This window comes from Acinetobacter sp. UBA5934, from assembly GCF_002430855.1.
GTDB lineage: Bacteria > Pseudomonadota > Gammaproteobacteria > Pseudomonadales > Moraxellaceae > Acinetobacter.
In genome coordinates this window covers 73,833-95,448 of the sequence record NZ_DJDC01000156.1, presented here as the reverse complement: position 1 = coordinate 95,448, position 21,616 = coordinate 73,833, and the positions used below count along the sequence as shown (strand labels likewise).

Below are 21,616 nucleotides of genomic sequence, written 5' to 3'. Positions count from 1 at the left end.
GCCTTCGTGATCGGCGTTACATTTCTTTGTGTCTTTATGCTCACAGTTCCTTTACTCCTTGGGGGTAAATCATGGGGCCGTGCAAAGCAAGAGCAATTTGAGTCAGGCGTGGTAGGTGCTGGTGGAGCACGCATCCGCTTATCTGCAAAGTTCTACTTGGTTGCTATTTTCTTTGTGGTATTTGACTTAGAAGCACTGTATCTCTACGCATGGGCTACATCAGTTCGTGAAGTAGGTTGGTTCGGTTTTACCACTGTTGTGATTTTTGTGGTCGATTTATTGATTGCTTTGATTTATGCCATTGCTGTAGGCGCATTAAACTGGGCACCAACCGATCGTATCAAAGCAGCAGTAATGAAATCGAAAGTGGGTTCACCAAATATGAACCTTGCCGACATTACGCGCTTCAATTCTATTGAAGAGTTGGTTGTGGATCCTACGGGTCAAATTCCAGCTCAATCATCTGGTCGTGTGAAAAAATCTGCGACTGCATCTTCTGATAAGGAGTAATACGGGATGAAATATACATTAACCCGTGCGAATCCGGATGCTGATCAATATCCACTTCAAGAGCGTCAAATCGTCACCGATCCGCTTGAAGAAGAAGTGAATAAAAATGTGTTCATGACTCGCTTAGAGGACGTGGTACACACAGCTGTAAACTGGGGCCGTAAAAACTCTGTATGGCCTTTTAACTTCGGTACATCATGCTGTTACGTCGAATATGCAACCACCTTGACCGGTGTGCATGATATGTCACGTTTCGGTGCCGAGGTTATTCGTGCTTCACCACGTCAGGCGGATTTAATGATCGTTGCAGGGACCTGCTTCGTGAAAATGGCACCTGTAATCCAGCGTCTATACGAGCAAATGTTAGAGCCTAAATGGGTAATTTCGATGGGTGCTTGTGCAAACTCTGGCGGTATGTACGACATTTATTCTGTGGTACAAGGTGTGGATAAAATCATTCCTGTCGATGTGTACATCCCGGGCTGCCCGCCACGTCCTGAAGCATTATTGCAAGCATTAATGTTGTTACAAGACCAAATTCAATTAGAGCGCCGTCCACTTTCAGCGGTTATTGGTGATGATCTTCAGCCAGTGTATAAGCCAAAGATGCAGCCAGAACGTGACCGTAAGAATGCTGAACGTATTGCAGTGAAAAACTTACGCTCTATGGATGAAATTAAATAATCTAGGCGACAAAATATTGATGCACCCGGTCTGGGTGTAATTGTCGTTCAGGTTGACTGAATTTGTATTAAATAGGAAGCCAAGCCAATGGCTGAAACTGACATTGCTATGCCAGAATCAACACCTGTTGATTCACGCCCAGCATTTGCAATTATAGAAGAGCTCAAAACCAAATTTGGTGAGAACTTCTATGTGCAAGCGACTTTTGAAGACTTTCCAACAGTCTGGGTTGAGCGCGCACGTGTACAAGAAGTTTTAATGTTCTTGCGTACGGTGTCACGTCCTTACGTGATGCTGTTCGACTTGTCTGCGGTAGATGAGCGCTTGCGTACTCACCGTGACGGTTTGCCTGCGTCAGACTTCACTGTGTTCTATCACCTGTTGTCGCTAGAGCGTAATACGGATATCCGTATTAAAGTTGCGTTGAATGAGAGTGATCTCAATATTCCAACAGCGACCAACATCTGGCCAAATGCCAACTGGTATGAACGTGAAGCTTATGACATGTTCGGGATCAATTTCGAAGGGCATCCAATGCTCCGTCGTATCTTGTTGCCAACGTATTGGGAAGGTCATCCACTTCGCAAGGAATATTCTGCTCGTGCGACTGAATATACCCCGTATATGCAGAACCAGGCGAAGCAGGACTTTGAACAAGAGCATCTTCGTTTCGTCCCTGAAGACTGGGGTCTAAAACGCGGTAATGCCGACGAAGACTTCATGTTCCTGAACTTGGGTCCGAACCATCCATCTGCGCATGGTGCTTTCCGTGTCATCTTGCAGCTGGACGGCGAAGAAGTGAAAGACTGTGTGCCTGATATCGGTTATCACCACCGTGGTGTGGAAAAGATGGCTGAACGTCAAACCTGGCATTCATTCATTCCATATACCGACCGTGTTGACTACCTCGGTGGTTGTGCGCAAAACATGCCTTATGTCATGGGTGTGGAGCAATTGGCGGGAATCACCGTTCCTGACCGTGCACAATGTATCCGTGTCATGATGTCGGAACTGTTCCGTATCAATAACCACTTGTTGTATATCGGTACAGCCATTCAGGATGCCGGCGGTATGACGCCTGTGTTCTACATGTTCGCCGATCGTCAAAAAATCTATGACGCGATTGAAGCGATCACTGGTTACCGTATGCACCCGGCGTGGTTCCGTATTGGTGGTACAGCACATGACCTTCCTAACAACTGGCAGCATCTGATTCGCGAAATCCTGGACTGGATGCCGAAGCGTATGAACGAGTACTACACGGCAGCACTGAAAAACTCGGTGTTTGTAGGTCGTACACGTAATGTTGCTCAGTACGATGCAAAATCTGCATTGGCTTGGGGTGTGACTGGTACTGGTCTGCGTGCCACAGGTATTGACTTCGACGTACGTAAATACCGTCCTTATAGCGGTTATGAAAATTATGACTTCGACGTACCGGTTGAGTACGAAGGCGATGCTTATGCACGTGTCATTGTTCACTTCCGTGAAATCGAACAGTCACTGAAAATCATCAAACAGTGCTTGGACAACATGCCTTCTGGTGCATACAAAGCAGACCATCCACTGGCTGTTCCACCACCAAAAGACAAGACATTGCAAGATATTGAAACCTTGATTACGCACTTCTTAAGCGTGTCATGGGGTCCTGTAATGCCGGCAGGTGAAGCATCTGTGATGGCAGAAGTGGTAAAAGGTGCGTCTACCTATTACTTGACTTCAGACAAGTCAACCATGAGTTACCGTACCCGTATTCGTACACCAACTTTCACCCATTTACAGCAAATGCCTTCTGTGATTAATGGCAGCCTTGTATCTGACTTAATCATTTATTTAGCGACAATTGACGTCGTAATGGCTGACGTGGATCGCTAAGGGGTAAACGCATTATGATGATTTTGACTGATAAAAAGCCACGTGTGAATGTTGAAGGGATTTTGACTGTTGATGAAATCCATGAAATTGAACATCACATTGGTCACTATCCGTACCCACGTGCTGCATGTTTAGATGCGCTGAAGTGTGTACAACGCCGTAACGGCTGGGTAGATGACGCACAAATGAATGCAATTGCTCAGCTGTTAAGTATGAGTATTGCAGATCTTGAAGGGGTTGCGACTTTCTATAACCGTATTTACCGTCAACCGGTTGGTCGTCACGTAATTTTATTATGTGATTCAATCGCATGTTTCTTGATGGGCGCGGAAACTTTGGCAGAAGCGTTCCAACGTGAATTGGGTATCCAGTTTGGTCAAACGACTGCAGATGGTCGTTTTACTTTATTGCCAATTTGCTGTTTGGGTAACTGTGACAAAGGTCCAACCCTGATGATTGATCAAGATACGCACGGTTTGGTTGAAGTGACTTCAATTAAACAGTTATTGGAGAAGTATGTATGAATACTGAACCAAAACCAATTTATGGCGACGGTAACCCGGAAACTCACCCATTAACATGGCGTTTGAGCAAACAGGAACACGTTCGTAATGCTGATGATTACGAAGCGCTTGAAGGTTACGCAGGCTTTAAAAAAGCACTGACTATGCCTCCGAAAGATGTGCTTGAAGTGATTAAAGCGGCGACTGTAAAAGGTCGTGGTGGTGCAGGTTTCCCGGCAGGGATTAAATGGTCATTGATGGCGCCAAATGATGGCGGTCCGCGTTACCTGATCTGTAATGCCGATGAAATGGAACCGGGTACCTTTAAAGACCGTTTGTTGATGGAACAGCTTCCACATCAATTGATCGAAGGTATGCTGATTGCAGGCTATACGCTTGAAGCAACTCAGGGTTATATCTTCATCCGTGGTGAATACATCGAAGCCGCTCAATACCTGAACGAAGCTTTAGAGCAAATTCGTGCCAAAGGTTACTTGGGTGAAAACATCTTGGGTTCTGGATGGAACTTTGATTTACACGTGCATACCGGTGCGGGTCGTTATATTTGTGGTGAAGAAACTGCATTGATTAACTCGCTTGAAGGTCGCCGTGCCAACCCGCGTACCAAGCCACCATTCCCACAGGTTGCAGGTGCTTGGGGTCGTCCTACGATTGTGAACAACGTTGAGACCTACAACAATTTGCCAGCAATCATGCTGCGTGGTCCTGAATGGTATGTGGGTTTATCTGAAGGTAAATCGAAAGATCCAGGCACTAAAATTTACGGTGCATCAGGCAAAGTGAAATTCCCGGGTCTTTGGGAACTTCCATTTGGTACCACTGCACGTGAAGTGATTGAAGAACACGCTGGTGGTATGCGCGACGGCTTGAAACTGAAAGCATGGTTACCGGGTGGTGCATCGACTGACTTCCTGGCTGCCGAGCATATCGATCTTCCTATGGATGCGGAAAGCATCATGAAAGCAGGTTCGCGTTTAGGGACTTGTTTGTTGATGGTTGTGGATGAAACCCAATGTATGGTTTCAGCAACACGTAACCTAGAAGAATTCTTTGCACGTGAATCATGTGGTTTCTGTACCCCTTGCCGTGATGGTTTGCCTTGGGCGGTGAAAGCGCTGAAAGCACTTGAAGACGGTACAGGTAAGAAAGAAGATATCGATCACTTACAAGAACTGACTCGTAAGCTTTGGATTGGTAAAACTTTCTGTGCTCACGCACCTGGTGCGATGGAACCACTTATGGGCGCACTCAAACATTTCCGTGGCGAATTTGAAGCGAAGGTAGTCAATGCCGCCGCTCAAGTTAGCTCCGTAGAACAAGCTTAAGGAATTCGACTATGGCTACAATTCATGTCGATGGCAAATCGTATGAAGTCAACGGCTCGGAAAACTTGCTACAAGCATGTTTGAGTCTTGGCATTGATATTCCATACTTTTGTTGGCATCCATCCTTAGGTTCTGTCGGTTCTTGCCGTCAATGTGCCGTGACCCAGTACGCGAATCCAGAAGATACGCGTGGCCGTTTGGTCATGTCATGTATGACGCCTGCATCTGACAATACCTACATCTCGATTGAAGACAAAGAAGCCAAAGATTTCCGTGCTTCGATTGTTGAATTCTTGATGACCAACCACCCGCACGACTGTCCAGTCTGTGAAGAGGGTGGTCACTGTCATTTACAAGATATGACTGTGATGACACAGCACGACCGTCGTCGTTACCGTTTCACTAAACGTACGCACTATAACCAGGAGCTAGGCTCATTCATTTCTCACGAAATGAACCGTTGTATCGCGTGTTACCGTTGTGTGCGTTATTACAAAGACTACGCTGGTGGTACGGACTTCGGCGTGTATGCCAACGCATCACGTGTGTATTTCGGTCGTCCAGAATCAGGGACTTTAGAGTCTGAATTCTCGGGTAACCTGACTGAAGTATGTCCTACAGGTGTATTCACCGACAAAACTCACTCAGAACGTTATAACCGTAAATGGGACATGCAGTATGCGCCAAGCGTATGTCACGGTTGTTCTTCAGGTTGTAACATCTCTCCGGGTGAACGTTATGGTGAATTACGTCGCGTAGAAAACCGTTTCAATGGTGACGTTAACCAATATTTCCTTTGTGACAAAGGTCGTTTTGGTACAGGTTATGTGAACCGTGCAGACCGTCCACGTCAGCCGCAATTCCGTGATGGTGAAAATGTAACGACTGTTTCAGTTGATACAGCACTTGATACCGTGATTGCAAATATCCAGGGTAAAAAAGTACTGGGTATTGGTTCTCCGCGTGCATCACTTGAATCGAACTTCGCACTTCGTGAACTTGTAGGTCAAGACAACTACTCAACCGGTATGTCGCAAAAAGAGCAAAACCTGGTTGAGCTTGCTGCCTCAATCATGCAAACCGAGGGTGTTTATAACCCGACAATGCGTGAAATCGAAAGCTACGATGCAGTGTTGATTCTGGGTGAAGACTTAACCCAAACTGCGCCACGTATGGCATTGTCTGTTCGCCAGGCTGCGAAAAACAAAGCTAAAGAAATGGCGGCAGAACGCCGTACTCAAGAATGGTTGGCTGAGCCGGTACAACGTATTGCTCAAGATGCAAAATCTCCAATCTACATTCTTGCTGCGACTCAAACCCGTTTAGCTGACGTTGCGACAGGTGAAGTGGTTGCTTCTCCTAACGACATCGCGCGTTTAGGTTTTGCGGTTGCTGCGGCAGTTGCAGGTGAAGCGATTCTTGGTTTAGATGACGATGCGAAAGCATTTGCTCAAACCATCGCTGACACTTTAAAAGCTGCGAAGAAACCACTGATCATCTCTGGTACAAGTTTGCAAGACGCTGCCATCATGGAAGCTGCTGCACAAGTTGCACAGAATCTGGGTAATGCAGGCTTGACCTTGACTGTTCCTGAAGTGAACTCAATGGGCTTGGCAATCTTTGGTGGGCAAAGCCTAGAGCAAGCATTTGCACAAGACTTCGATACAGTGGTGATTGTTGAAAATGACCTTTACCGTCGTTTACCAGCTGCACAAGTGAATGCTGCACTTTCAGGCAAAGAAGTGGTCGTTCTTGATCATTCAGAAACTGAAACTGTGAAAAAAGCCAATGTTGTGCTTTCTGCTGCAAGCTTCGCTGAAGGTGATGGTACTGTGGTATCGCAAGAAGGCCGTGCACAACGTTTCTACCAAGTGTATGACCCAAGCTACTACAAACCTGAACTGGCAATCAAAGAATCTTGGCGCTGGTTACATGCCATTGAAACGGGTGTGAAAGGCAAAGCGATTTCCTGGACATTATTGGATGACGTGATTGAATCAGTGGTGAAAAACGTTCCTGCGCTTGAAGCAATTCAGGATGTTGCACCAGATGCGGGTTACCGTGTACATGGCTTGAAAATTGCGCGTGAACCACGTCGTTATTCAGGTCGTACTGCAATGCGTGCTCCGCTTTCAGTTCATGAACCGAAACAGCCAATTGATGTCGATTCTGCATTAACGTTCTCTATGGAAGGTTATGTGGGTAATGAAACGCCATCTCCACTGGTTCCATTCGCATGGTCTGCAGGCTGGAACTCTCCACAAGCCTGGAACAAATTCCAGGATAACGTGGGTGGTCATTTAAAAGGTGGTGATTCAGGCGTTCGTTTATTCGATCGTTTGGCAAAACGCCCTGTACGCAGTTTCGTGGCTCCGGCAGCAGTACTTGTCAATGCCGAAAGTTTCCGTTTGGTGCCAATGCATCATATCTTCGCTTCTGGTGAATTTACTGTGAAAACTCCGGCCATGGAATCTCGTATTCCTGCTGCCATGTTTGCAGTAGGTGAGCAGGATGCTGCGCGTCTAAACGTTCAAGATGGTCAAAAAATTACTGTGAAAGCAGGTGAGGCGACAATCAGCCTTTCAGTTCAAGTGATTGAATATTTACCTACGGGTTATATCGGTTATCCAATTGGTCTTGCACCAACGGTTTCACTTGCAGAGCCTGTCTCAGTCGCGGTAGGAGTGTAATTCATGAATCAAGAAATTATACGTCAAACACCGCTATGGGCTGAGAACTGGCCAATCGCTTATGCTGTAGGTCAAGCGATTGTGATCCTGCTTGTAGTGGTGCTTGTCGCTGCGTTGATGTCATTCATCGAACGTCGTTTACTTGCATTATGGCAAGACCGTTACGGTCCAAACCGTGTTGGTCCCGGGGGGATGTTCCAGATCGTTGCCGACATGCTGAAAATCATGTTCAAGGAAGACTGGACACCGAAGTTTGCTGACAAGCTGACTTTCCGTTTAGCACCTGCAGTTGCCATGGCAACTGCGGTACTGTCGTTCATGGTTATTCCTGTTTCACCAAATTTAGGTGTGGCAGACATGAGCATCGGCCTATTGTTCTTTATGGCAATGGCAGGTATCGCGGTTTATGCAGTACTGTTCGGCGGCTGGTCTTCAAATAACAAATATGCGTTATTGGGCGGTCTGCGTTCTGCAGCCCAAACCATTTCGTATGAAGTGTTCCTGGGGATCTCGCTGATGGGTGTAGTGGCAATTGCCGGTTCATTCAACATGCGTGAAATTGTTGAAGCACAACGCGATGTCTGGTTTGTGATTCCACAATTCTTAGGATTCATTATCTTTATTGTTGCTGGTGTTGCAGTAACGCATCGTCATCCATTTGACCAACCGGAAGCTGAACAAGAATTGGCGGAAGGTTATCACGTCGAATACGGCGGTATGAAATGGGGTATGTTCTTCGTTGCAGAATATGTCAACGTGGTTCTTATTTCAGCATTGATCGTCACTTTATTCTTTGGCGGTTGGTTAGCACCATTTAACCTAGAAATTCCATTTATTCCACCAGTATTCTGGTTCATTATCAAAACAGCATTCTTTGTAATGATGTTTGTCTTGGCGCGCGGTTCACTTATGCGTCCACGTTATGACCAGGTAATGAACTTTGGTTGGAAAATTTGTTTGCCATTGGCGTTGGTCAACTTGTTGGTGACTGGTGCTGTGATTCTGATGAATCAGGCCTAGGACAGCAGGGAGTACAAAATGTATAAAATTCTAGCTGGATTCGGGTCAATTGTACGTTCATTGTGGATGGTATTTAGCCACGTGACACGTAAACGTGACACCATTTTATATCCAGAAGTACCAGCTGAACAAATTGTTCCGCCGCGTTTCCGTGGTCGTATTGTATTGACACGTGACCCAGATGGTGAAGAACGCTGCGTGGCATGTAACCTATGTGCGGTTGCTTGTCCTGTAGGCTGTATTTCTTTACAGAAAGCAGAAAAAGAAGATGGGCGTTGGTATCCGGAGTTTTTCCGCATCAACTTCTCTCGCTGTATTTTCTGCGGTATGTGTGAAGAAGCATGTCCAACCACAGCAATTCAAATGACACCAGATTTCGAGTTAAGTGAATACGTTCGTCAAGACTTGGTCTATGAGAAAGAAAACTTGCTCATTTCAGGTCCTGGTAAATATCCTGACTATAACTTCTACCGCGTAGCCGGTATGGCTGTTGCAGGTAAAGATAAAGGTCAAGCACAACGCGAAAGCGCGCCAGTTGACGTACGGAGCTTATTACCATGATGTGGCCATTTTATTTGATGGCACTTGTGGCCATTGTTTCTACGATTCGTGTTGTGACCAACGCGAATCCTGTACATGCTTTATTAAGCCTGATCGTGTCACTCCTTGCTGTGGCAGGGATTTTCATGATCGTGGGTGCGCCATTTGCAGGTGCACTTGAAATTATTGTTTATGCCGGCGCGATCATGGTGTTGTTCGTGTTCGTGGTGATGATGCTGAATCTTGGTCAACATACGGTTGAACAGGAACGTAAATGGCTGACTTCATCGGCATGGGCATATCCAGCATTGATGAGTTTCCTGATGGGCCTAGTGCTTGTTTGGATGCTTGGTTCAGATTACACAACTTCAGGTCCGGTAATGGGCACTCAAGTTGTGGGACCTAAAGCTGTAGGTACAGCGCTCTTTACTCACTACCTATTATTGGTAGAAGTTGCCGCAATGTTATTGCTTGCTGCCTTAGTCGCTGCATATCATTTGGGTAAACGTGAACCAAGTGCAACAGAGGAAAAAGAATAATGGGCAACATTCCTTTAGAACACGGTTTAATCGTTGCAACCATCCTTTTTGCACTGGGTTTTTACGGTGTAATGGTTCGACGCAACCTATTATTTATGTTGATGAGCCTTGAAATCATGATGAACGCGGCTGCGCTTGCGTTTGTTCTTGCAGGTAGTGCCTGGTTACAGCCAGATGGACAAATCATGTTCATTCTGATTTTAACCCTTGCTGCTGCAGAGGCTTGTATTGGTCTTGCGCTCGTCCTTCAGTTCTACCATCGCTTCCATCATTTGGATGTGGATGCTGCTAGTGAGATGCGCGGATGAGTTATCTATATTTAACAATTTTATTTCCGCTCATTGGTTTTGTCCTGTTAGCGGCGGGGCGCAATAAGCTTCCTGAAAATGTAGCAGCCATTATTGGTGTTGGGGCAGTCGGTTTATCTGCTTTATTTGCACTGATTGCCGGCATGGGCTTTGTAGACAATGGTTCAGTCGCTCAGGTTCAACATCTTTGGACCTGGTTCAATGTCGGTGGTTTTGCACCGGGCATGAGCTTGCACCTGGACGGTCTGTCATTACTGATGACCGGTATGATTACTGGTGTGGGTTTCCTGATTCACATCTTTGCATCATGGTACATGCGTGGTGACGAAGACTTTGCACGTTTCTTCTCTTACTTCAACTTGTTCGTAGCAAGCATGTTGCTTCTCGTTCTTGGCGATAACCTGGCGTTATTGTTCCTGGGTTGGGAAGGTGTAGGTCTTTGTTCTTACTTGCTGATTGGTTACTACTATCAAAACCCGGAAAATGGTTTTGCAGCCATTAAGGCATTTACCGTAACCCGTATCGGTGACGTATTCTTACTGATTGCATTGTTCATGATTTTCCAACAATTCGGTACTTTGCATATTGGTACAATCGTTGCCAACGCACCTCAAGTATTGGCAGGTGATCATTCACTGGCAATCTGGACATCGTTAATGTTGTTCTTGGGTGCTGCCGGTAAATCTGCGCAAATTCCATTACAAACATGGTTGGCCGATGCGATGGCAGGTCCTACACCTGTTTCTGCGTTGATCCATGCTGCGACAATGGTAACAGCAGGTGTTTACCTGTGCTGCCGTATGTTCTCCGTGTTTGAAATGACGCCAGAAGTGATGATGTTCATCTCGATTACTGGTGCGGTAACATTGATTGTTGCCGGTTTTGCTGCATTGGTTCAAACAGACATCAAACGTATCTTGGCTTACTCAACCATGAGTCAGCTCGGTTATATGTTTATGGCTGTAGGTGCTGAAGCATACCAGGCGGGTCTGTTCCATATGCTTTCACACGCATTCTTTAAGGCATTATTATTCTTGTCTTCTGGTGCGGTGATTCTGGCTTACCACCACGAACAAAACATTTTCAAAATGGGTGGCTTGTTCAAACATAACAAATTTCTGTTTGCCTGCTTCGCAATTGGTGGCGGTGCATTGGCTGCGATTCCATTCTTGACCATCGGCTTCTTCTCTAAAGATGCAATCTTGGGTGCAGTATGGGCTCAAGGTCAGTCTGTAGCAGTTTATAACAGCCTTTATTGGGTCGGTGTTGCAGGTGCTTTCTTAACCTCAATTTATACATTCCGTTTAATCTGGGTTGTATTCTTTGGTAAAGAGAACACGCCTTATCACGAAATCAAAGGTGCAACATATTGGGCGCCTTTGGGTATCCTTGCCGTACTTTCAACTGGTCTGGCTTATTTCTTAAAAGCACCGGTAGAAGCAGCTTTAACCAAAGCCAATATTCCAGTATTCAGCGTTTCTGAAGCACTTGAACACGGTATGCACAGTGCTGAATATACAGCCGTGGGTATTGCATTGGCTGGTCTTGTGGTGGGTATCGTATTATTTGCCTTTGCTTATAATGCAGTGAAAGGTTTTGCCCGTACTTCATTCGGTGCCGGTCTTGCCAATATCTGCCGTAATGCACTTGGTTTTGATGCGTTGTATAACATCGTATTTGTAAAACCATATTTGCTGATTGCGAAAATTTTAGGTCGTGATCCGATTGATGGTTTGTGGTTAGTGCTTCCTGCCATTGTTAAAGGTGGTCACGACTTTACCAGCTCACGTCAAACAGGTTCATTGCGTGAATACGCATCAAGTATGTCACTCGGTGTAGTGGTGTTACTGATGATCTTGATCGTGATTCAGGTAGTGGGGAAATAAGATGGAAATCACAAACAACTGGATTTTACCCGCGCTGATCCTCGTACCGTTCATTGCAGGTTTTATTTGCTGGATCGTCGACAAGCTTGACGATAAACTCCCGCGTTACATTGCGCTATTCGGCATGCTCATTACTTTGGGCTTAACCGTTGCGCTTTGGAATTCGGGTACTTATAACTACGAACTCGGCGCCAAAGTTCCAACTTGGTCTGCCGAATTCATGCTGCCTTGGATTTCAACCCTTGGCATTAACATCCACTTGGCTGTGGATGGTTTATCACTGCTTATGGTCGGCTTGACTGCATTACTGGGTGTACTTGCAGTAGGCTGTTCATGGGGCGAGATTCAAAAGAATATTGGTTTCTTCCACTTAAACCTTTTATGGTCTTTGGGTGGCGTAATTGGCGTGTTCCTGGCAATTGACCTGTTCCTGTTCTTCTTCTTCTGGGAGATGATGCTGGTACCAATCTACTTCCTGATTGCGTTATGGGGTCATAAAGGTGCGGACAACAAGTCACGTGTCTATGCTGCGACCAAGTTCTTCATCTATACCCAGGTAGCGGGTTTAATCATGCTGATCGGTATCCTAGGCCTTGTGGTTTACGGTTACATGATGACGGGCATGATCGGCTTCGATTATAACTACCTATTAGGTGTGGCGAATACGCTTGATGCACAGTTACCATCAGTGGCTTATGCCTTGATGATCTGTATGTTCATTGGTTTCGCGGTAAAACTTCCCGTGTTCCCATTGCACGGCTGGTTACCAGATGCCCATGCTCAAGCACCGACAGCAGGTTCTGTCGACTTGGCAGGTATCTTGATTAAAACTGCTGCATACGGTCTGCTTCGTTTTGTAATGCCATTCTTCCCGGCGGCTTCTGCACAGTTTGCAGACATCGCGATCATTTTCGGTTTAATCGGTATCTTCTACGGTGCTTGGTGTGCTTTCCAGCAAACCGATATGAAACGTTTGCTTGCGTATACTTCAATTTCGCACATGGGCTTTGTATTACTTGCACTTTACGCAGGTAATATCTTAACGTTCCAGGGCTTAATGATCATGATGCTGGCACATGGTATTTCATCTGCTGCCTTGTTCATTATGTGTGGTCAGGTGTATGAGCGTTTACATACACGTGACTTACGTTTAATGGGCGGTATTCGCGGTCAGTTCCAATACCTTTCATTCTTCTTGATGTTCTTTGTTGCTGCGCTTGTAGGTATTCCAGGTTTAGGTAACTTTATTGGTGAATTCCTGATTTTGATGGGTTCATTCGATAGATTCCCGACCTTCACTATTTTGGCAGCAATCAGCTTGGTATTGGCAGGTCTTTACGGCTTGATCCTGATTCACAAAGCATTGTTTGGTACGCCAAATGAAGAGCAAAAACAACATTATACAAACCCGCTGAAAGACTTGAATGCGCGTGAAATTGTTATTCTGTTAGTGTGTGCTTTTGGTCTACTATGGCTCGGTATCTACCCACAAAGCTTCCTTGATATTTCAAATTCAAGCATGGCGTGGTTAGCGAACAGCTATATCCCAGTTCAAGAAGTTGTCGATGCGACTCAACAGGTCGTATCTCAACAAAATGTGGAGATCCAATAAGCCATGAACTTCACAATGTCATTTTCTGAGCTTATGCCATTAGCTCCTGTGATGATCGTGGCTTTAACTGCGATCGTAGTGATGCTTCTCATTGCAATTAAACGTAACCATAATTTAATTGCAACAGCCTCTGTCGTTGGCTTGAACCTTGCTGCAGCCTATGTCCTGATTGCTATGTTCGGTGGTGCGTTTGCACCGGCGAACATCATGGGCATGTTTATGCTTGACCCATTTACCTTGCTTTACCAATTGGTCATCCTGATTGCTGCACTGGCTTGCTGTACTTTGTCACATGCTTATATTGAAAGCTATAAAGATAACCGTGAAGAACTGTATATCTTGATGCTGTGCTCGGTCGCGGGTGCAATGTTGATGGTTGCAAGTTCTCATTATACATCTTTCTTCATTAGCCTTGAGCTGATGTCGATTCCTGTATACGGTCTTTTGGCTTATACGCACCAACGTTCACAATCATTAGAAGCGGGTATTAAATACCTTGTTCTTTCAGCAACTGCTTCTGCAATGTTGTTGATGGGCATGGCATATATCTATGCATATACCGGTTCATTGTCTTTCTATGACAATGTTCAGGCCTTGATGCAAGCGCTGAACCAACCAATGGTGATTCTAGGTCTAGGCTTAATTGTCTTTGCCGTTGCATTCAAACTGTCTCTTGCGCCATTCCATAAATGGACACCAGACGTGTATGCAGGTGCGCCAGCGCCAATCGCGACATTCCTTGCGACTGTGGCTAAGGTAGCAACTATTGGTCTGTTTGTCCGTTATTTACTGGCTTCAGGTGCAATCCTGGTAGATTCAATCGTAACCATCATCACGATTATTGCGGTGCTTTCTATTCTGGTGGGTAACTTCCTTGCAGTACGTCAAGTCAACCTGAAACGTATTCTAGGTTACTCTTCAATTGCGCACTTCGGTTACTTGCTGATTGGTTTAGTCAGCATGACTTATGCAAGCCTGGGTAACGTATCTGTTTATGTGATCACTTATGTATTGACGACTATTGGTGCATTCGGTGCGGTAGCGTTGATGTCAAGTCCGTATAACAATGCAGATGAAGCTCAAAGCTTGGCTGACTACCGTGGTTTGTTCTGGCGCCGTCCAGTACTGACTGCTACCTTGACTGTGATGATGTTGTCACTTGCGGGTATTCCATTAACTGCAGGCTTCATTGGTAAGTTCCTGGTGGTGATGGCTGCTGTAACGACTCAGCACTGGTTCCTAGCTGCAATGATTGTAGTTGGTTCAGGTATTGGTCTGTATTATTACCTTCGTGTGATGGTGGTAATGTACATGACACCGCCAGATACACCACGTATTGATGCCGATAAACATTGGGGTCAAAAAGTGGGTGGTATGATGGTGCTGGCTGCTGCATTGGCGGTATTGATCATTGGTGTTTATCCTGATCCAATCATCAAATTGGCGCTTCAGGCCGAGATTTTATCTCCATTGCATTTCATGCTATCTCAGCAATAATCTAAAAAAACTATAAGTTTTTTGAAAAAGCCTCCTTAGATAGGGGGCTTTTTTGTTTATAAGAGATATAAAAAACATTTATAATAGATGAAATTTTATCTCATCTTTTAGGTGCTCTCCCGTGGCTATTCATGAAATCCGTCATCCGCTTATCCGACATAAACTTGGTTTGCTGCGTCGTGCAGACATCAGTACAAAAAACTTCCGTGAATTAGCACAAGAAGTGACCATGCTTCTGACTTATGAAGCAACCAAAGACTTGCCGATGTGTGATCATGAAATTGATGGCTGGAATGGCAAAGTCAGCGTAGACCGTATTGCCGGTAAAAAAATTACTGTTGTGCCGATTTTACGTGCCGGTATTGGTATGTTAGATGGTTTCTTGAACCTGATTCCAAGTGCAAAAGTATCGGTTCTTGGTCTTGAACGTGATGAAGAAACTTTGGAAGCACGTACTTACTATAAAAAATTAGTACCTGATGTACAAAACCGTTTAGCGATGATCATTGACCCAATGCTGGCAACAGGTTCTTCATTGGTGGCAGCAATTGATGTATTAAAAGCAAGCGGCTGTAAAGATATTCGCGTAATGGTTTTGGTTGCGGCACCTGAAGGTATTAAAAAAGTAGAAGAAAAACACCCAGATGTAACAATTTTTACAGCCTCTATTGATGACGGTCTGAATGAAAATGGTTATATCGTTCCAGGTCTGGGCGATGCGGGCGATAAAATTTTTGGTTCAGTGCAAAAAGACTGATTCTTGAAGGCAAATTAAAAGAGGCTTCGAGCCTCTTTTTTTATATACTGTAGACATGGCATTTTTGAGCATAGGGCGACAGCATGAAAGATGAATTACATCAGGGTAAAATCAAAAAGTATGACCCTGAAAAAGGCTTTGGTTTTATTGGTTCAGCTGAAGGAGATATTTTCTTTCATATTTCAGATTTCCCTGCGGCAGAAGGCGAACCAAAACGTAATGAACGTGTGACATTCGTGGCTGTTGAAAATGGCGATAAGTACAAGGCGGTTCGTATAGAACGCGTTGAAGACAAGTCAGCAAAAGCGAAAAAATCGAAGATTGCTTCACACAACCAATCTATTACATCTGCTTTATTGTCGAATTTTAAACGTTGAATATTCACCTGTTAAGATGAAGACTTCAAAGTGATATCTGGTCAGCTCTGGGTGAAAGATTGGATAAAAACTTTACTTCAGTGCAAGCAGGTTAATATTCGACTTTTGCATGAATAAAAAAAGGGGGTATAAAGCCTCTTTTTTTATTAAAATAAAAAAATAATAGCAATTAAAAGAGTGAGATATGTTTGTTGAGGGGAAATTAAAAAGTTATATCACGGACCGTGGTTTTGGCTTTATTCAGGTTAAAGGACAATCGAAAGAAATATTTTTTCATATCAATGATTTTCCAAATAAAACTGTTGAACCCAAAATTGGAGAAAAATTAAAGTTTCGTATTGTGGAAGATGACGGGAAACTAAAAGCCGCTCAGATTGTGCGCTTGGATTTAAAGCAATCTGCAGCTAAGGCTCAAACTTATGCAGAGCCTCAAGTTCAGATCAAGCAAAGTGCTTCACCACGTTATAATAAAAATAGTCGTAAAGGCAGTATTTTTACCCTACTGGGATTAATCGTGATTGTCGTGCTGGCTGTAATGGTTTACGGCAAATATCAGGATTACCGCACTGCAGAGCAATTGAAAGCACAACAGTTGATCGTCAAACAACAGCGCATTGTCTCAGAGCAGCGAGAAGCACTGGGAGATTTACCGGCAGCAGTTTTGTCGGAGCAGGGTCAGCGTAATTTAGCTGGTGAAACGTACAATACCAATAAACCGCGCTCAGAAAAAATCAGTGCCAGTATTGACCAGCAAAATGGTATTAAGCTAGCAACCACCCAATTTAAATGTGATGAACGGCAGCATTGCAGTCAAATGAATTCAAGAGCAGAAGCGGTTTGGTACGTGCAAAACTGTCCAAATCATAAAATGGACGGCGATGGTGATGGCATACCTTGTGAAAATGATTCACGTTGGTAATAAAAAAGCGCCCTCTGCGGGCGCTTTTTTATTACAATCCTCGGCATAAGATTTAAACAATAAGAGATTGTTATGTTTGCTGAGGGGACAATCAAAAGCTATAACACTGAGCGTGGCTTTGGCTTTATTGATGTGAATGGGGAAAAGAAAGATTTATTTTTTCATATCAAAGATTTTCCCAATAAAAATATCGAACCTAAAATAGGCGAGAACTTAAAGTTCCGTATTGTTGAAGATAACGGTAAATTAAAAGCCGAAAATATTGTTCGCTTAGATGTGAGAATTGAATCTGTATCACATACGCCGCTGAGTCGAGTAAAAGAGAAGAGTAATTACCGACACCGTCAAAGTAAAAATGATAAGCAAGATGCAGGATTCCTCACCACTATTATTGGTCTGGTTGTTATTGGTGTACTGATTTATATGGCCTACGGTAAATACCAGCGTTGGCAACTTTCACAACAAGCACCGATTACTGTACAAACGGTTGTCGAGCAGCCAGTTAATTCAAGTCTAAACAGTTATCACTGTGATGGACGTATTCATTGTTCACAAATGAATTCTCGTGATGAAGCACGCTGGTTTGTGCGTAATTGTCCGGGAACACAAATGGATGGTAACAATGATGGTGAACCTTGTGAAAATGATTCACGCTGGTAAAACAAGTAGAAAATGAAAAAGCGCCCTCCACGGGCGCTTTTTAAAAGCTGAAATCACTTATCTTCGCAAAATTTCATAAAAGCTTTAAGACCTGGTCCTTGATATTTTTGACGATGTACCAGCATGAACAATGGACGGGTCAATTGCCAGAATGGAGTATCCAAAATCACCAACTGACCTTTTTCAAGTAAAGGTTCAATCGCGAGTTTGGAAATACAGGACATGCCTAAACCGCCTGCGACAATTTTAAGAATCGCTTCATTATGACCCAGAGTTAAACGGATATTGGCATCGGGTAAATCTTTGAGAATTGCATTATCAAAAACTTCACGGGTGCCTGAACCTTCTTCACGTAAAATCCATTCTACACCTGCGGCCTTAAAGTCAGCAGGGGTTAATGTTCGTTCAAGCTGTGCAAGCGGATGATTTGGTGAACAACACACGGCCAGTTCGTCATCACGCCAATGAATACATTGTAACTGCGGGAGGTGGCATGAACCTTCGATTAAAGCTAAATCCAGCTGAAACTGGTTCACAGCTTCAATCATTTGACGAGTATTGCCGACTTGCAGTTGTAAATGCGCTTGTGGCTGAATTTGAAGGAAATCTGCCATTAAATCGGGCATTAAGTAATCTGAAATCGTGAGCGTTGCCCCTAAGCGTAAGTCGATACTTTGTAGCTCACCTTTGGCTGCCTGCTCGAATGCATCACAACGACCTAAAATTTCTAATGCTTGTGGCAATAGATAACGTCCTAAGTCATTCAATTGTAGACGTTTACCGAGACGGTCGAACAGTGGAGCACCCAAGCCATCTTCCAAATCTGCTAAAGCCATACTTGCAGCACTTTGCGTGAGCTTAACGGCATCGCTGGCTTTGGTTACTGTGCCTTCTTGTGCGACTGCTACAAAAACAGCCAACTGGCGTAAGGTCATGCGCATGAATAGAGCCTTAACATTTAAAAAATATTAATAAATTATATTGTCATGCTACCATGAGCACAGTCTTTCATGCCACGTTGAAATCATGTCAATTGAAAAATTTAGCTTAGAAAAAGTTTTATCCGTACACCGTTGGACCAATACCTTATTCAGTTTTACCATGACACGACCTGCGCATTTTAAATTTACTGCAGGACAGTTTGCACGTATTGGCCTACAAGTGGGTGATGAACTGGTGGTTCGGGCTTATTCCGTGGTGTCATCACCTTTTGATGAAACCCTGGAATTCTTTTCAATTGTGGTGCCAGAAGGCGCTTTTACCTCAAATTTGCAGCATCTCAAAGTTGGAGATGAACTATACCTGGAAAAAATCCCTTATGGATTTTTAACCCTGGCACGCTACCAGTTACCCTTACCGAATGACTTGTGGTTATTAGGTACAGGTACGGGGTTGGCACCGTTTTTATCGATGCTGCAAGACTTTGAAACCTGGTCTAAATATCAAAAGATTAATCTGGTTTATAGTGTGCGCACCGAAGCTGAACTGGCGTATGTAGAGCGTATTCAGGAAATTGCTGCAACCTTTGGCGAAGGGCATACTGGCTTTAAATTTATTCCGATTATCACCCGTGATCCAAACGCAGCATTGCATGAGCGTTTACCGGTACTGATTGAAAATGGTGAACTGGAAAAAGCGGCAGGTTTGCAATTTAATGTGGAAACCAGCCATGTCATGCTGTGTGGTAATCCGCAAATGGTAGAAGATACCAAAGAAGCCTTAAAAGCACGTGGTTTGATCATGAACCGCCGTGGTGAAGGCAATATTGCAGTCGAGAATTATTGGTAATAGCATATTTTCACCCTCTCCCTATGGGAGAGGGATGGGGTGAGGGTACAAAGCAGTAAGAAGCCAATAAATGAAATGTTTTTTCTTCTTTTGAATGTTCAATACTATGAGGTTGTTAGGAATGTGATTAAAAAGACCTCTCCCTGACCCTCTCCTAAAAGGAGAGGGAATACAAAGCACAAAAAAACCTCCACAGTGGAGGTTTTTTAATATCATTATCTTAGTGTACAAACATATCAATATATTCACGGATTTCTTGAATGGCGGTTTCCACATCGCTGGTGAGCCATGTCGGTTCAAACAGACCCGCATAATGTTCAAGACGATCTTGTGGCACCACCAAACGAATTGGACATTCTTCTTCCAATAAGCGCCAAGGAATAATCGGCACTTCATTGTCTAAGAACGGGGCAATATTACGAATATCGATTACCATTGCGTTGATACATTCAGGGAAAGGCATCACTGAAAACTCTTCGGTACGACGACGGAAATATTCCAGATCACCCCATTTAAGCACGTAACTTGGTTTATTAAATTCAATAATACCAATGAGATGTTCATCACGAGTGTAATGCAAGCAACATTGATGAGTGACGTCAGTGTCCAAATCAAGCGTTACAGATTGCTGACGATACGCCATAAAGTTAAGCAGCATGAAAAACAAGGTGCACAATTATAGCTCATTTTAAACCTTTCAGCACCTTTAGCCAGATTCATCTTGATTTAAGCTTAAAGATAAAAATGCACTGCCTTTATTTTGCTGCAACAGTTACTTAAAGCATTTTTTACCAAATTTTCAAAACTGGTATGGCTTATGCATTTATTTTGTTATTGCAAAAAATAGAATAAGAGGTGCGTATGTCCGAAATTAAAACCGTAATAGAAAATGCCCCAATAGCGGGAAACGTGACAGAAGACTATTTCGCCCAACGTCAATTAAAAAAAGGCGCTGTCGGTTGGCTGCTTTTGGTCGGTCTAGGAGTTGCCTATGTAATTTCAGGTGACTTTGCCGGTTGGAATTTTGGCTTGGCGCAAGGCGGTTGGGGCGGAATGTTTATTGCCACCATTATTGTGTCAGTCATGTACCTGTGCATGTGTTTAGCCATGTCAGAAATGTCGACCATGTTACCTACAGCGGGCGGCGGTTACAGTTTTGCGCGGACGGCTTTTGGTCCATTAGGCGGTTACTTGACCGGTACGGCCATTTTAATTGAGTACGCCATTGCACCTGCTGCGATTGCCTGTTTTATTGGCGCCTATTGCGAATCCTTGTTTGGCATTGGAGGCTGGATGGTTTATCTGGTCTGTTATCTATTTTTTATGGGATTGCATTTAAAAGGTGCAGGGGAAGCATTAAAAATCATTTTCATAATTACCGCCGTTGCCGCTGTCGCATTGTTGGTTTTTATTGTGGCGATGGTACCTTATTTTGATCGTGCCAACCTGTTTAATATTGCAGTCAATACTGACGCGGTGGGTTCGAGTGTATTGCTACCTTTAGGATATTTAGGCATTTGGGCCGCAGTACCTTATGCAATCTGGTTTTTTCTGGCAGTGGAAGGCGTGCCTTTAGCCGCTGAAGAAGCCAAGGAGCCGCATAAATCGTTACCGCGTGGCTTAATTGGTTCTATGGTTATTCTGGCGATTTTTGCCTTGAGTATTTTGATTTTAGGTCCAGGCGCAGCGGGCGCAGATGCTTTAAAAAATTCAGGCGCGCCCTTGGTTGATGCTTTAAAAGCAGTTTATGGTGAAAGTACCTGGCTTGCTGGTTTTGTAAACTTTGTCGGTTTGGCCGGTTTAATTGCCAGTTTCTTCTCGATCATTTATGCCTATTCACGCCAAGTCTTTGCGCTTTCACGTGCCGGCTATTTACCGAAAAAACTCTCTTTAACAAATAACAACCATGCTCCGCATTTAGCAATTATCATTCCGGGTATTATTGGTTTTATGCTGTCATTAACTGGAGAGGGCGATTTACTTATTTTGATGGCTGTGTTTGGTGCCACCATTTCTTATGTATTGATGATGATGGCGTATATCAAACTGAAAATTTCAAAACCCGATATGCCACGTCCCTATAAAGCACCGGGTGGAATCATTAC

21 protein-coding genes are annotated in these 21,616 nt (G+C 44.2%); 19 read left to right on the top strand and 2 right to left on the bottom strand.

Annotated features, from left to right (window positions below):
• The 17 genes from ndhC to B2Y23_RS11145 form a co-directional block, all read left to right on the top strand.
• The coding region (gene ndhC / locus B2Y23_RS11225) for an NADH-quinone oxidoreductase subunit A (protein ID WP_291370838.1) at positions 1–510 on the top strand (510 nt) is incomplete at its 5' end.
• A 6-nt stretch (positions 511–516) separates the two neighbouring features.
• Positions 517–1,194 carry a NuoB/complex I 20 kDa subunit family protein gene (locus tag B2Y23_RS11220; protein ID WP_291370836.1) on the top strand — a complete coding sequence of 226 codons (678 nt, stop codon included), beginning with the start codon at positions 517–519 and terminating at the stop codon, positions 1,192–1,194.
• Positions 1,195–1,281: 87 nt separating this feature from the next.
• Positions 1,282–3,069: an NADH-quinone oxidoreductase subunit C/D gene (gene nuoC / locus B2Y23_RS11215; protein WP_291370834.1), complete on the top strand. Its 1,788-nt coding sequence runs from the start codon at positions 1,282–1,284 to the stop codon at positions 3,067–3,069.
• A 14-nt stretch (positions 3,070–3,083) separates the two neighbouring features.
• On the top strand, positions 3,084–3,593 hold the full coding sequence (gene nuoE / locus B2Y23_RS11210; protein WP_291354343.1) for an NADH-quinone oxidoreductase subunit NuoE: 510 nt from the start codon (positions 3,084–3,086) through the stop codon (positions 3,591–3,593).
• On the top strand, positions 3,590–4,918 hold the full coding sequence (gene nuoF, locus B2Y23_RS11205; protein ID WP_291354344.1) for an NADH-quinone oxidoreductase subunit NuoF: 1,329 nt from the start codon (positions 3,590–3,592) through the stop codon (positions 4,916–4,918). The genes nuoE and nuoF overlap by 4 nt, the downstream gene beginning before the upstream one ends.
• Positions 4,919–4,929: 11 nt before the next feature.
• Positions 4,930–7,608, top strand: a complete 2,679-nt coding sequence (nuoG, locus tag B2Y23_RS11200) for an NADH-quinone oxidoreductase subunit NuoG (protein ID WP_291370832.1) — start codon at positions 4,930–4,932, stop codon at positions 7,606–7,608.
• A gap of 3 nt (positions 7,609–7,611) precedes the next feature.
• On the top strand, positions 7,612–8,628 hold the full coding sequence (gene nuoH / locus B2Y23_RS11195) for an NADH-quinone oxidoreductase subunit NuoH (protein WP_291354346.1): 1,017 nt from the start codon (positions 7,612–7,614) through the stop codon (positions 8,626–8,628).
• An 18-nt stretch (positions 8,629–8,646) separates the two neighbouring features.
• Positions 8,647–9,189 (top strand): NADH-quinone oxidoreductase subunit NuoI, encoded by a 543-nt coding sequence (nuoI, locus tag B2Y23_RS11190; protein ID WP_291354347.1) that lies wholly within the window; start codon positions 8,647–8,649, stop codon positions 9,187–9,189.
• The gene (gene nuoJ, locus B2Y23_RS11185) at positions 9,189–9,707 is read left to right on the top strand and encodes an NADH-quinone oxidoreductase subunit J (RefSeq protein ID WP_291354427.1); all 519 of its coding nucleotides are present in this window, start codon (positions 9,189–9,191) and stop codon (positions 9,705–9,707) included. The genes nuoI and nuoJ overlap by 1 nt, the downstream gene beginning before the upstream one ends.
• Positions 9,707–10,015: an NADH-quinone oxidoreductase subunit NuoK gene (nuoK, locus tag B2Y23_RS11180; RefSeq protein WP_291370830.1), complete on the top strand. Its 309-nt coding sequence runs from the start codon at positions 9,707–9,709 to the stop codon at positions 10,013–10,015. The genes nuoJ and nuoK overlap by 1 nt, the downstream gene beginning before the upstream one ends.
• On the top strand, positions 10,012–11,901 hold the full coding sequence (gene nuoL, locus B2Y23_RS11175) for an NADH-quinone oxidoreductase subunit L (RefSeq protein WP_291354348.1): 1,890 nt from the start codon (positions 10,012–10,014) through the stop codon (positions 11,899–11,901). Before nuoK ends, nuoL begins: the two co-directional genes overlap by 4 nt.
• Positions 11,902–11,908: 7 nt before the next feature.
• On the top strand, positions 11,909–13,513 hold the full coding sequence (gene nuoM, locus B2Y23_RS11170; RefSeq protein WP_291370872.1) for an NADH-quinone oxidoreductase subunit M: 1,605 nt from the start codon (positions 11,909–11,911) through the stop codon (positions 13,511–13,513).
• Positions 13,514–13,516: 3 nt separating this feature from the next.
• Entirely contained in the window at positions 13,517–15,010 is a 1,494-nt protein-coding gene (nuoN, locus tag B2Y23_RS11165; protein ID WP_291370828.1) for an NADH-quinone oxidoreductase subunit NuoN, read from the top strand.
• Between the two features lie 121 nt (positions 15,011–15,131).
• Positions 15,132–15,767, top strand: a complete 636-nt coding sequence (gene upp, locus B2Y23_RS11160) for a uracil phosphoribosyltransferase (protein ID WP_291370826.1) — start codon at positions 15,132–15,134, stop codon at positions 15,765–15,767.
• Between the two features lie 83 nt (positions 15,768–15,850).
• The gene (locus B2Y23_RS11155) at positions 15,851–16,144 is read left to right on the top strand and encodes a cold-shock protein (RefSeq protein ID WP_291354351.1); all 294 of its coding nucleotides are present in this window, start codon (positions 15,851–15,853) and stop codon (positions 16,142–16,144) included.
• Between the two features lie 184 nt (positions 16,145–16,328).
• Positions 16,329–17,063: an excalibur calcium-binding domain-containing protein gene (locus B2Y23_RS11150; RefSeq protein WP_291370825.1), complete on the top strand. Its 735-nt coding sequence runs from the start codon at positions 16,329–16,331 to the stop codon at positions 17,061–17,063.
• A 72-nt stretch (positions 17,064–17,135) separates the two neighbouring features.
• On the top strand, positions 17,136–17,723 hold the full coding sequence (locus B2Y23_RS11145) for a cold shock domain-containing protein (protein WP_291370824.1): 588 nt from the start codon (positions 17,136–17,138) through the stop codon (positions 17,721–17,723).
• 53 nt (positions 17,724–17,776) lie between these two features.
• Here the strand turns inward: B2Y23_RS11145 and gigC are convergent, their stop codons facing one another.
• A complete protein-coding gene (gigC, locus tag B2Y23_RS11140; protein ID WP_291370822.1) occupies positions 17,777–18,664 on the bottom strand; it encodes a LysR family transcriptional regulator GigC in 888 nt (295 codons plus the stop codon).
• Between the two features lie 85 nt (positions 18,665–18,749).
• On the opposite strand from gigC, the gene B2Y23_RS11135 reads away from it, so the two are divergent.
• Positions 18,750–19,511 carry a ferredoxin--NADP reductase gene (locus B2Y23_RS11135; protein ID WP_291370820.1) on the top strand — a complete coding sequence of 254 codons (762 nt, stop codon included), beginning with the start codon at positions 18,750–18,752 and terminating at the stop codon, positions 19,509–19,511.
• 220 nt (positions 19,512–19,731) lie between these two features.
• Here B2Y23_RS11135 and B2Y23_RS11130 read toward each other — a convergent pair whose 3' ends face one another.
• Positions 19,732–20,154, bottom strand: coding sequence for a hypothetical protein (locus B2Y23_RS11130; RefSeq protein WP_291354429.1), 423 nt, complete (start codon positions 20,152–20,154; stop codon positions 19,732–19,734).
• Between the two features lie 218 nt (positions 20,155–20,372).
• Between B2Y23_RS11130 and eat the strand changes: the two genes are divergently transcribed.
• Positions 20,373–21,616 (top strand): ethanolamine permease (gene eat, locus B2Y23_RS11125; protein WP_291370818.1); only part of this gene is annotated, 1,244 nt, incomplete at its 3' end.

Excerpts from the sequence above, each read along its gene's own strand:
- B2Y23_RS11220 (WP_291370836.1), top strand. The coding sequence starts at position 517 with ATGAAATATACATTAACCCGTGCGAATCCGGATGCTGATCAATATCCA.
- nuoC (WP_291370834.1), top strand. The coding sequence starts at position 1,282 with ATGGCTGAAACTGACATTGCTATGCCAGAATCAACACCTGTTGATTCA.
- nuoE (WP_291354343.1), top strand. The coding sequence starts at position 3,084 with ATGATGATTTTGACTGATAAAAAGCCACGTGTGAATGTTGAAGGGATT.
- nuoF (WP_291354344.1), top strand. The coding sequence starts at position 3,590 with ATGAATACTGAACCAAAACCAATTTATGGCGACGGTAACCCGGAAACT.
- nuoG (WP_291370832.1), top strand. The coding sequence starts at position 4,930 with ATGGCTACAATTCATGTCGATGGCAAATCGTATGAAGTCAACGGCTCG.
- nuoH (WP_291354346.1), top strand. The coding sequence starts at position 7,612 with ATGAATCAAGAAATTATACGTCAAACACCGCTATGGGCTGAGAACTGG.
- nuoI (WP_291354347.1), top strand. The coding sequence starts at position 8,647 with ATGTATAAAATTCTAGCTGGATTCGGGTCAATTGTACGTTCATTGTGG.
- nuoJ (WP_291354427.1), top strand. The coding sequence starts at position 9,189 with ATGTGGCCATTTTATTTGATGGCACTTGTGGCCATTGTTTCTACGATT.
- nuoK (WP_291370830.1), top strand. The coding sequence starts at position 9,707 with ATGGGCAACATTCCTTTAGAACACGGTTTAATCGTTGCAACCATCCTT.
- nuoL (WP_291354348.1), top strand. The coding sequence starts at position 10,012 with ATGAGTTATCTATATTTAACAATTTTATTTCCGCTCATTGGTTTTGTC.
- nuoN (WP_291370828.1), top strand. The coding sequence starts at position 13,517 with ATGAACTTCACAATGTCATTTTCTGAGCTTATGCCATTAGCTCCTGTG.
- B2Y23_RS11155 (WP_291354351.1), top strand. The coding sequence starts at position 15,851 with ATGAAAGATGAATTACATCAGGGTAAAATCAAAAAGTATGACCCTGAA.
- B2Y23_RS11150 (WP_291370825.1), top strand. The coding sequence starts at position 16,329 with ATGTTTGTTGAGGGGAAATTAAAAAGTTATATCACGGACCGTGGTTTT.
- B2Y23_RS11145 (WP_291370824.1), top strand. The coding sequence starts at position 17,136 with ATGTTTGCTGAGGGGACAATCAAAAGCTATAACACTGAGCGTGGCTTT.
- gigC (WP_291370822.1), bottom strand. The coding sequence starts at position 18,664 with ATGCGCATGACCTTACGCCAGTTGGCTGTTTTTGTAGCAGTCGCACAA.
- B2Y23_RS11135 (WP_291370820.1), top strand. The coding sequence starts at position 18,750 with ATGTCAATTGAAAAATTTAGCTTAGAAAAAGTTTTATCCGTACACCGT.
- B2Y23_RS11130 (WP_291354429.1), bottom strand. The coding sequence starts at position 20,154 with ATGGCGTATCGTCAGCAATCTGTAACGCTTGATTTGGACACTGACGTC.